A 9688-nucleotide genomic window follows, 5' to 3' on the forward strand; every position below is an offset into this window, starting at 1 on the left:
TCGAAAGGGCTTATGACGACTCGCATCCCGACTGCGTCGCGACGGATCCCGCATGTTCTCTTCGCGAGCGCGTTCATCGGGGCGATCGGAATGGTGTTGCCGCACGCGTCGTTCGCCGTCTACGCGATCGCGCAATACGGCGAGCCCAAGTATCCGCCGGACTTCAGGCACTTCGACTACGTAAACCCCGATGCGCCGCGCGGCGGCACGCTCGTGCTCGCGAATCCGAACCGCCTGACGAGCTTCGACAAGTTCAATCCGTTCACCTTGCGCGGCAATCCTGCGCCCGGCCTCGGCTTCATGTTCGAGAGCCTGACGACGGGCAGTCTCGACGAGATGTCGACGGCCTATGGCCTGCTCGCCGACGACATCCGCGTTGCCGACGACGGCCTCTCGACCACCTTCCACATCAATCCGAAGGCGCGCTTCTCGAATGGCGACCCGGTGACGGCCGACGACGTCAAGTTCTCGTTCGAGACGCTGAAGAGCCCGAAGGCCGCGCCGCAATACGCGGTGTACTTCGGGCAGATCGCGCGCGCGGTCGTCGTCGATCCGCTCACGATCCGCTTCGAGTTCAAGCAGCGCACGCGCGAAATGCCGCTGCTCGCGGGCGGCATTCCGGTGTTCTCGCGCAAGTGGGGGATGAAGCCGGACGGCACGCGCATCGACTTCGACCAGATTGCGTTCCAGAAGCCGATCGGCAGCGGGCCGTACCTGATCGAGCGTTACGACAACGGCCGCACGATCACCTACAAGCGCAATCCCGAGTACTGGGGCAACCAGTTGCCGGTGCGGGTCGGCACTTATAACTTCGAACGGATCGACTACAAGCTGTACTCGGATGGCGTCGCGCGGCTCGAGGCGTTCAAGGCGGGCGAATACGACGTGCTCGTCGAGAATGTCGCGCGCAACTGGGTTCGGCGCGACATCGGCAAGCGCTTCGACAGCGGCGAACTCATCAAGCGCGAGTTCCCGCATCACAACGGCAGCGGCATGCAGGGCTTCTTCATGAACGTGCGCCGGCCGATCTTCCAGGACGTGCGCGTGCGGCAGGCACTCGATCTCGCGCTCGACTTCGAATGGCTCAACCGCCAGTTGTTCTTCAGCCAGTACAAGCGCACCGACAGCTTTTTCGTCAACACCGATCTGCAGGCCAGGGGCAAGCCGAGCGACGGCGAACTCGCGCTGCTATCGCCGCTGCGCTCGCAGCTCGATCCGTCCGTGTTCGGCGAGATGGTGCAGCAGCCGCGCACTGCGCCACCGCCGGACTCGTTGCGCGCGAATCTCATCAAGGCGCGCCAGTTGCTGGCGGACGCGGGCTGGACCTATCGCGACGGCGCGCTGCGCAACGCGAAGGGCGAGCCGTTCGTGTTCGAGATTCTCGACGACACGGGCGGCGGCGCGTCGATGGAACCGGTCGCCGCGGCATTCGCGCGCAATCTGCAGAAGCTCGGCATCGCGTGCAACTTCCGCACGGTCGACTACGCGCTGATCCAGAAGCGCCTCGACGCATTCGACTTCGACATGACGAGCGTGCGCATGCCCGACGTGCAGGTGCCGGGCACGGAGCAGGTCTCGCGATTTGGCAGCAAGTCCGCGGACGAGCAGGGCTCGGACAACCTGTCGGGCGTGAAGTCGCCGGCCGTCGACAAGATCTTGCAGGCGGTGGTGTCGGCAGAGACGCGCGAGCAACTCGTCGACGCCACGCACGCGCTCGACCGGGTGCTGATGCACGGCTACTATGTGGTCCCGCACTGGTATTCGGCGACGCACCGCGTGGCGTATCGCAACACGCTTGGCTTTCCGTCGACGCTGCCGCTCTACTACACCGCCGAGGACTGGATCACCTCCACCTGGTGGTTCAAGCCCGCCGCGAAGTAATCGCAACACCACACCAACCGGATCGCCGCCCATGTGGAGCTACATCCTCAAACGCATCCTCCTGATGATCCCGACGCTGCTCGGAGTGCTGACGCTGACCTTCGCGGTGATTCAGTTCGTGCCGGGCGGGCCCGTCGAGCAGGCGGTGCACGATCTGCGGCGCGGCAGCGAGCAGGGCGGCGCGTTCGGCATGCGGACGCACACGGGCGTCGATGCGCAGCAGGTCGCTCAACTGAAGGCTCTCTACGGTTTTGATAAACCGCCGCTCGAACGCTACGTCTCGATGCTCGGCAAGTTCGCGCGCTTCGATCTCGGCGAGAGCTATTTCCGGCATCAGAGCGTTTGGTCGCTGATCGTGTCGAAGCTGCCGGTATCGATCAGCATCGGCGTGTGGACGTTCTTCATCACGTATCTGATATCGGTGCCGCTCGGCATCGCGAAGGCGGTGCGCAACGGCTCGAAGTTCGATGTCGCAACGAGTCTCGTCGTGCTGATCGGCTTCGCGATTCCGGGCTTCGTGCTTGGCGTGCTGCTGCTTGTGCTGTTCGGCGGCGGCACGTTCTGGCAACTGTTTCCGCTGCGCAACCTCACTTCCGACAACTGGGCGACGCTCTCGCTTGCCGGCAAGGTCGTCGACTATCTCTGGCACATTACGTTGCCGATTGTCGCGTCGGTGGTGGGCAGCTTCGCCGTCATCACGATGCTCACGAAGAACGCCTTCCTCGACGAAATCCGCAAGCAATACGTGCTGACCGCGCGGGCGAAGGGACTGTCGGAGCGACGCGTGCTGTGGAAGCACGTGTTCCGCAATGCGCTCCTGCCGCTGATCGTGGGTTTTCCGGCGGCGTTCATCGGCGCGTTTTTCACGGGCAGCCTCTTGATCGAAACGCTCTTTTCGCTCGACGGTCTCGGCCTGCTGTCCTACGAGTCGGTGGTGCGGCGCGATTACCCCGTCGTGCTCGGCACGCTCTATCTCTTCACGCTGATCGGGCTTGCGACCAAGCTGATCTCGGACCTGTGCTACGTCTGGGTCGATCCGCGGATTCAATTCGAACAACTGGAGCGCTGACTTGAACCGAGCCGCATCGTCGCGCCGAACCGCCGCCACTGACGGCCAGCCGCTTCGCCCCCACGTCTCGATGAAGCCGGGACGCCGCGTCTGGCTGCGCTTCAGGCAGCATCGGCTCGGGTATTGGAGCCTCATCGTGTTCGTCGCCGCGTTCGCGATCAGTCTCGCCGGGCCGCTCTGGTCGAACGACAAGCCGCTCGTCGTGCGCTATCAGGGGCATCTGTATTTTCCGCTCGTGAAGACCTACGCGGAGACGACTTTCGGCGGCGACTTCCCGACACCCGCCGATTATCTCGACCCTTATATCCGCGACCGCTTCAGCGCGCCGGGCAACTTCGCGGTCTATCCGCCGAATCACTACTACTACGACACGCTCAATTATTTTTCGAAGGGCTCGAATCCGGCGCCGCCTTCGCGCGAGAACTGGCTCGGCACCGACGATCGCGGTCGCGACGTCTTCGCGCGACTCGTGTACGGCTTTCGCGTCTCGGTGCTGTTCGCGCTCGTGCTGACCGCGATCGGCACCGTTCTCGGCGTGCTCGCGGGCGCGGTGCAGGGCTACTTCGGCGGCAGGACCGACATCACCGGACAGCGGCTGATCGAAATCTGGAGCGCGTTGCCCGAGCTTTATCTGCTGATCATCTTCGCGTCGATCTTCGAGCCGAGTCTCCTGCTGCTCGTGATTTTGCTGTCGCTCTTCGGGTGGATCGGACTCTCGGACTACGTGCGCGCCGAGTTCCTGCGCAACCGCACGCAGGATTACGTCCGCGCCGCGCGTGCGATGGGTCTCTCGAACTGGCAGATCATCTGGCGCCACGTGCTGCCGAATAGCCTGACGCCCGTCATCACGTTCCTGCCGTTTCGGATGAGCGGCGCGATTCTCGCGCTCACGAGCCTCGATTTTCTCGGCCTGGGCGTCCCCTCGCCGACGCCTTCGCTCGGCGAACTGCTGGCGCAAGGCAAGGCGAATCTCGACGCCTGGTGGATCTCGCTCTCGACCTTCGGCGTGCTGGTCGCGACGCTCCTGCTCCTGACCTTCATGGGCGACGCCTTGCGCAACGCGCTCGACACGCGCATCGCGGATGCTATCAAGGCCGGAGGCGGCCGATGAGCGGACCGCTACTGCAAATCGACAAGCTGCGCGTGCGTTTCGGCGAGACACTCGCCGTCGATGACGTAAGTCTCTCGATTCAGGCGGGCGAGCGCGTCGCGCTGGTCGGCGAATCGGGTTCCGGCAAGAGCGTAACCGCGCTGTCGATCCTGCGCCTTCTGCGCGAGGCCGAACTCTCCGGCTCGATCCGCTTCGCCGGGGAGGAACTGCTCTCGAAAAGCGAGCACGCGATGCGCGGCCTGCGCGGCTCGGACATCGCGATGATCTTCCAGGAGCCGATGACCGCGCTCAATCCGCTCTACACGGTGGGCGACCAGATTGTCGAGACGATCCAGCTGCACGACGGCGTTTCGCCGCGCGATGCCAGAAAGCGCGCAATCGAACTGCTCGCGCGCACCGGCATCACGGAGCCGGAGCGCCGTATCGACAGCTATCCGCACCAGTTGTCCGGCGGCCAGCGCCAGCGCGTGATGATCGCGATGGCGCTCGCGTGCCGCCCGCGGCTGCTGCTCGCCGACGAGCCCACCACCGCGCTCGATGTGACGATCCGCGCGCAGATCGTCGATCTGCTGCTGGAACTGCAACGCGACGAAGCCGAGAAGCGCGGCATGGCCGTGCTGCTGATCACGCACGACCTGAACCTCGTGCGCCGTTTCGCGCAGCGCATCGCGGTGATGGAGAAGGGCTTGCTGGTCGAGAGCGGGACGGTGGAGGAGATTTTCGCGTCGCCGCAGCATCCCTATACGCAGCGGCTGCTCGCGAGCCGGCCGCAGCGCGCGGTGCTGCCGGTTCTGCCGCTCTCGCCCGTGCTGCTCGACGCGAAGGACGTCTCGGTCGATTACTCGACGAAACTGCCCGGCTTCGCCGGTTGGTTCCGGCGCGGCGCATTCAAGGCGGTCGACCGCGTGTCCGTGTCGGTGCGGCAGGGCGAGACGCTCGGGATCGTCGGCGAGTCGGGCTCGGGGAAATCCACGCTCGCGATGGCGCTGCTCGGCCTGCAGCGCGTCTCGCATGGTGAAGTGGAATTTCAGGGCAGGGCGCTCGCCGACTATCGCGGGCGCGAAAAGACCGTTTTGCGCTCGAACATGCAGGTCGTGTTTCAGGACCCGTTCAGCTCGCTGTCGCCGCGGCACACGATCGAGCGGATCGTCGGCGAGGGGCTCGCGCTGCATCGTCCCGAACTCGATGCCGCCGCGCGCCACGCGAAAGTCGTGTCGGTGCTGCGGGAAGTCGGGATGGACCGCACCGCGCTCGCCCGCTATCCGCACGAGTTCTCGGGCGGACAGCGCCAGCGCATCGCGATTGCGCGCGCTCTCGTGCTGGAGCCGTGCATTTTGATCCTCGACGAACCGACCAGCGCGCTCGACGTCTCGATCCAGATGCAGGTCCTGAAACTCCTCGCCGACCTGCAAAAGAAGTACAACCTCGGCTACGTTTTCATCAGCCACGACCTGGAAGTGATCGGCGCGATGGCGCACCGCGTGGCGGTGATGCAGAACGGTTTCGTCGTCGAAAGTGGTGATGTGGAGCAAATTTTTTCGACGCCGTCGCACGACTACACTCGGAAACTTCTCAAAGCATCTCTGGCTGTCTAAATCTCACTCTTCTCACCAATTAGGTGCGACCAGCGATTGATTTTCTCTATATCTTTTGACATGCAAATATTTAATGGCTAGTATCGTCCAAACTTTACGTATACCTCTGATTTTTCAGCCTTTCTTCGCAAAAACTACCGACCGATGCAGCCAATTTCCTTGACTCAGACATGCGCACGCGCCGCCGCGAGCATGTTGATCGGCCTACTGATGACAGCAACTTCCGGCGCTTTCGCCGACGAAGTCAACAATTCCAGTCAAAATGCCAGCAATGGCATTTTTTCGTCTTCGAAGGCAAACGATGTCTACCCGGTCGCGGACTCGGGCAATTCCACCTCCGCACCGTCCGGCACCAAATCGTTCCTCTCCGGCATGGCCAGCAAGGCAGGCGACGTCGTCGTCGGCGCGCTGAACATGATCGGTGTGCGTTACCGCTGGGGCGGCGACACACCGGATTCGGGCCTCGATTGCAGCGGCTTCGTGCGCTACGTGTTCCAGGACACGCTCGGCATGACGCTGCCGCGTCGCGCCGAGGAAATGAGTCGCGTCGGGGAAAAGGTTCGCGTGAGCGAATTGAAGCCCGGCGACCTCGTGTTCTTCAACACGATGCGCCGCTCGTTCTCGCACGTGGGCATCTACATCGGCGACAACAAGTTCGTGCATTCGCCGTCGACCGGCAGCACGATCCGTGTCGACGACATGGAAAACGCCTACTGGGAAAAGCGCTACACCGGCGCGCGCCGCATCGAGACGGCGTTCCCGATGGACGGCAACGATCTGCGCCAGCGCGTGAGCGCCACCATCGGCGGCAATCAGTAAGCTTCCGGTCCGATCGCTCAAAAAAGCCCGCTTCGAAGGAAGCGGGCTTTTTGTTCTTGCCGAGCCGGCTGAATCACGCCATCGCGCCCTTTGTCGCCAGCTTGCGCTGCAACTCCGGCCAGATTTTCGCCACGGCTTCTTCGCCCGCGAGAATCGCGGCATTGCGCTGGCCGAAGTCGCTGCCGCTCATCGCCGCGAGATTCGGACGGATCACGAAGTCGGCATATTTGTCGAGTTCGTAGGCCTTGATCGTCTGGCCCATGATCGTGAAAGTCTGCATGAGCACGTCGAACGAGCTTTGCGTCAGCGCCGATTCTGGCCGCGCGGAGATGTCGACCGCAATCACGAAGTCCGCGCCCATCTTGTGCGCGAATGCGGCGGGCACCGGGCTCACGAGCCCGCCGTCCACGTATTCGTGCGCGCCGATCTTCACCGGCTCGAAAATCGACGGTACGCTGCACGACGCCCGCACCGCGATGCCCGTGTTGCCGCGCTGGAAGAGAATCGGCTGGCCGCTCCTCAGGTCCGTCGCGACGATGCCGAGCGGTTTCGCCAACTTTTCGATCGGCCGGTTGTCGAGCGTCTTGTTGAGATAGTTCTGAAGCGCGACGCCCTGCAGGATGCCGCGCGTGCGAAAGGGCATCGCCCAGTCGCTGATCGATGCTTCGTCCATCGAGAGCGCGAGCTTGTTGATCGCGATGCCGCTCATCCCCGAGGCCGACAGCGCCGCGATCACCGACCCCGCGCTCGTGCCCGCGAGCAGGTCCACGCGCACGTTGCGCGCCTCCAGCGCCTTGATGACGCCGATATGCGCGAAACCGCGCGCGGCGCCGCCGCCGAGCGCGAGCCCAACGCGCAACTGGCGCGACGGCTCGTTCTTCGAAGGCGGATTGGCGGCGGCAGTTTGCGCGCTGTCGCTGCCGGTGACGTTGCTGCCGGTCGTGGTACACGCGGCGAGTGCGGCAGACGCGGCCGCGATCGAGAACGCGCGGCGCGAAAGTCGGGGAGGCGATGATTTCAAGTAGCTCTCCAGCGGCGCTCAATAGCGAGTCAAAACGCTTGCTTGCCGTTTAGGCGCGGGATCGTCCCGAAAACGGCGCGCACATCATAAAGCAACTCGGCGCACCGTCGCCGGTTAAAAAGCGGGCGGCGAGTATAATTCCGTCTCATTTTGATCGGTCGTCCGGCGCGAATTCCAGGCTGCATCGGAGCGCGACGCCGATCGTCGACGCATCGTCCGCGCATCGCAGTCCGTGCTTCTGGAAGCCGCCTCCGGCGACCGACAAACGCGAACGCATTCCGCCATCGAGTAAAAACGCCCATGACCACGCAAGTCCGCACCCGCTTCGCTCCGAGCCCGACCGGCTTCATCCATCTCGGCAACATCCGCTCCGCGCTCTACCCGTGGGCGTTCGCGCGCAAGATGAAGGGCACCTTCGTGCTGCGCATCGAAGACACCGACGTCGAGCGGTCAAGCGAAGCATCCGTCGACGCGATCCTCGAAGGCATGAACTGGCTCAGCCTCGATTTCGACGAAGGCCCGTTCTATCAGATGCAGCGGATGGAGCGCTATCGCGAGGTTGTGCAGCAGATGCTCGACAAGGGGCTCGCATACCACTGCTACATGTCGACGGAAGAACTCGACGCGCTGCGCGAACGCCAGCGCGCGGCCGGCGAGAAGCCGCGCTACGACGGCACCTGGCGCCCGGAGCCGGGCAAGACACTGCCGCCGGTGCCGGAGGGTGTTGCGCCCGTGGTGCGCTTTCGCAATCCGCTCAGCGGCGTCGTGAGTTGGGACGACGCGGTGAAGGGCACGGTCGAGATCTCGAACGAGGAACTGGACGATCTCGTGATCGCGCGCCCGGACGGCACGCCGACCTACAACTTCTGCGTGGTCGTCGACGATCTCGACATGAAGATCACCCATGTGATCCGCGGCGACGATCACGTGAACAACACGCCGCGCCAGATTAACATCCTGCGCGCGCTCGACGGCGAGGTGCCCGTCTATGCGCATTTGCCGACCGTGCTCAACGAGCAGGGCGAGAAAATGAGCAAGCGGCATGGGGCGATGAGCGTCGTCGGTTATCGCGACGAGGGGTATCTGCCCGAAGCGGTGGTGAACTACCTCGCGCGCCTCGGCTGGTCGCACGGCGATGCGGAGATTTTCTCGCGCGAGCAGTTCGTCGAATGGTTCGATCTCGACCATCTCGGCAAGTCGCCCGCGCAATATGACCACAACAAGCTGAACTGGCTGAACGCGCACTACATCAAGGAAGCCGACAACGCGCGCCTTGCGACGCTCGCCACGCCGTTCCTGACGCAACTCGGTATCGATGCGGCGGCGATCGAACAGGGCGCGCCGCTCGAACTGGTGATCGGCCTGTTGAAGGATCGCGCGTCGACGGTGAAGGAAATCGCCGGGAACGCCGCGATGTTCTACAAGCCGCCGGTGATCGAACCGGAGGCCTTCGCGCAGCACGTCACGGACGCGGTGCGCCCGGCGCTCGCCGATCTGCGCGCGGCGCTCGCGGACGTCGAATGGACGAAGGAAGCGATCTCGGCTGCGCTCAAGGCGACGCTGGCCGCGCACAAGCTCAAGATGCCGCACCTCGCGATGCCGGTGCGTCTCCTGGTCGCGGGCACGACACATACGCCGTCGATCGATGCAGTGCTGATGCTGTTCGGGCGTGAGACGGTGCTTGCGCGGCTTGAAAGGGCGAACGCGTAAGATGCGTCAGGGACGTCGCGTTCTCGGGTACGCGACGTCCCTGCCAAGCTGGATCGCAAGAGACAAAAAAATTTCCGGCGAGTGCGCCTAAAGGTATTTACAACTTCAAAAGTGCCCTTTAGAATCTCGTTTCTGTTCTGCAAGGGGGTATAGCTCAGCTGGGAGAGCGCTTGCATGGCATGCAAGAGGTCAGCGGTTCGATCCCGCTTACCTCCACCACAGAACGGTTTGAAGTCTTGCTTGAGGTGTTTTGAAACTGCTCGTTGAGTTTCAGCTGTCGCAAAAAAGACTTCACAAGTGTCAAAAAGTTGTATATAGTTTCGGTCTTCGCTGATGCAGTCGAATGAGTTGTTCGGATTGAGTCGGGCGAAGCAAGTAGCAAGACAGAGATTGACCCAAGTTTCTGTCCCCTTCGTCTAGAGGCCTAGGACATCACCCTTTCACGGTGAGTACAGGGGTTCGAATCCCCTAGGGGACGCCAG

7 protein-coding genes and 2 tRNA genes are annotated in these 9688 nt (G+C 63.3%); 8 read left to right on the top strand and 1 reads right to left on the bottom strand.

Annotation, left to right across the window (positions count from 1 at the left end; genetic code table 11):
* Positions 1 to 90 precede the first annotated feature (90 nt).
* The 5 genes from AWB81_RS14320 (at position 91) to AWB81_RS14340 (ending at position 6475) form a co-directional block, all read left to right on the top strand.
* The gene (locus AWB81_RS14320; protein WP_235025798.1) at positions 91 to 1881 is read left to right on the top strand and encodes an extracellular solute-binding protein; all 1791 of its coding nucleotides are present in this window, start codon (positions 91 to 93) and stop codon (positions 1879 to 1881) included.
* 31 nt (positions 1882 to 1912) lie between these two features.
* Positions 1913 to 2950, top strand: a complete 1038-nt coding sequence (locus AWB81_RS14325; protein ID WP_062636388.1) for a microcin C ABC transporter permease YejB — start codon at positions 1913 to 1915, stop codon at positions 2948 to 2950.
* Between the two features lies 1 nt (position 2951).
* Positions 2952 to 4061 (top strand): ABC transporter permease, encoded by a 1110-nt coding sequence (locus AWB81_RS14330; RefSeq protein ID WP_062636389.1) that lies wholly within the window; start codon positions 2952 to 2954, stop codon positions 4059 to 4061.
* Positions 4058 to 5656: an ABC transporter ATP-binding protein gene (locus AWB81_RS14335; protein WP_062636390.1), complete on the top strand. Its 1599-nt coding sequence runs from the start codon at positions 4058 to 4060 to the stop codon at positions 5654 to 5656. Before AWB81_RS14330 ends, AWB81_RS14335 begins: the two co-directional genes overlap by 4 nt.
* Before the next feature lie 144 nt (positions 5657 to 5800).
* Positions 5801 to 6475 (top strand): C40 family peptidase, encoded by a 675-nt coding sequence (locus AWB81_RS14340; RefSeq protein ID WP_062636392.1) that lies wholly within the window; start codon positions 5801 to 5803, stop codon positions 6473 to 6475.
* Positions 6476 to 6548: 73 nt separating this feature from the next.
* Here AWB81_RS14340 and AWB81_RS14345 read toward each other — a convergent pair whose 3' ends face one another.
* Positions 6549 to 7496, bottom strand: a complete 948-nt coding sequence (locus AWB81_RS14345) for a patatin-like phospholipase family protein (RefSeq protein WP_062636393.1) — start codon at positions 7494 to 7496, stop codon at positions 6549 to 6551.
* 300 nt (positions 7497 to 7796) lie between these two features.
* On the opposite strand from AWB81_RS14345, the gene gltX reads away from it, so the two are divergent.
* The 3 genes from gltX to AWB81_RS14360 all read left to right on the top strand — a co-directional run bounded on the left by gltX (position 7797) and on the right by AWB81_RS14360 (position 9687).
* The gene (gene gltX / locus AWB81_RS14350) at positions 7797 to 9206 is read left to right on the top strand and encodes a glutamate--tRNA ligase (protein ID WP_062636394.1); all 1410 of its coding nucleotides are present in this window, start codon (positions 7797 to 7799) and stop codon (positions 9204 to 9206) included.
* Positions 9207 to 9349: 143 nt separating this feature from the next.
* Positions 9350 to 9425: transfer RNA gene (locus AWB81_RS14355), tRNA-Ala, on the top strand.
* A 186-nt stretch (positions 9426 to 9611) separates the two neighbouring features.
* Positions 9612 to 9687, top strand: a tRNA-Glu gene (locus tag AWB81_RS14360).
* The last annotated feature ends 1 nt before the right edge of the window (position 9688 follow it).

The sequence above is a fragment of the Caballeronia arationis genome, from assembly GCF_001544975.2.
Classification (GTDB): domain Bacteria; phylum Pseudomonadota; class Gammaproteobacteria; order Burkholderiales; family Burkholderiaceae; genus Caballeronia; species Caballeronia arationis.

Coding starts and splice junctions, on each gene's coding strand:
- AWB81_RS14320 (WP_235025798.1), top strand. CDS start 91: ATGGTGTTGCCGCACGCGTCGTTCGCCGTCTACGCGATCGCGCAATAC.
- AWB81_RS14325 (WP_062636388.1), top strand. CDS start 1,913: ATGTGGAGCTACATCCTCAAACGCATCCTCCTGATGATCCCGACGCTG.
- AWB81_RS14335 (WP_062636390.1), top strand. CDS start 4,058: ATGAGCGGACCGCTACTGCAAATCGACAAGCTGCGCGTGCGTTTCGGC.
- AWB81_RS14340 (WP_062636392.1), top strand. CDS start 5,801: ATGCAGCCAATTTCCTTGACTCAGACATGCGCACGCGCCGCCGCGAGC.
- gltX (WP_062636394.1), top strand. CDS start 7,797: ATGACCACGCAAGTCCGCACCCGCTTCGCTCCGAGCCCGACCGGCTTC.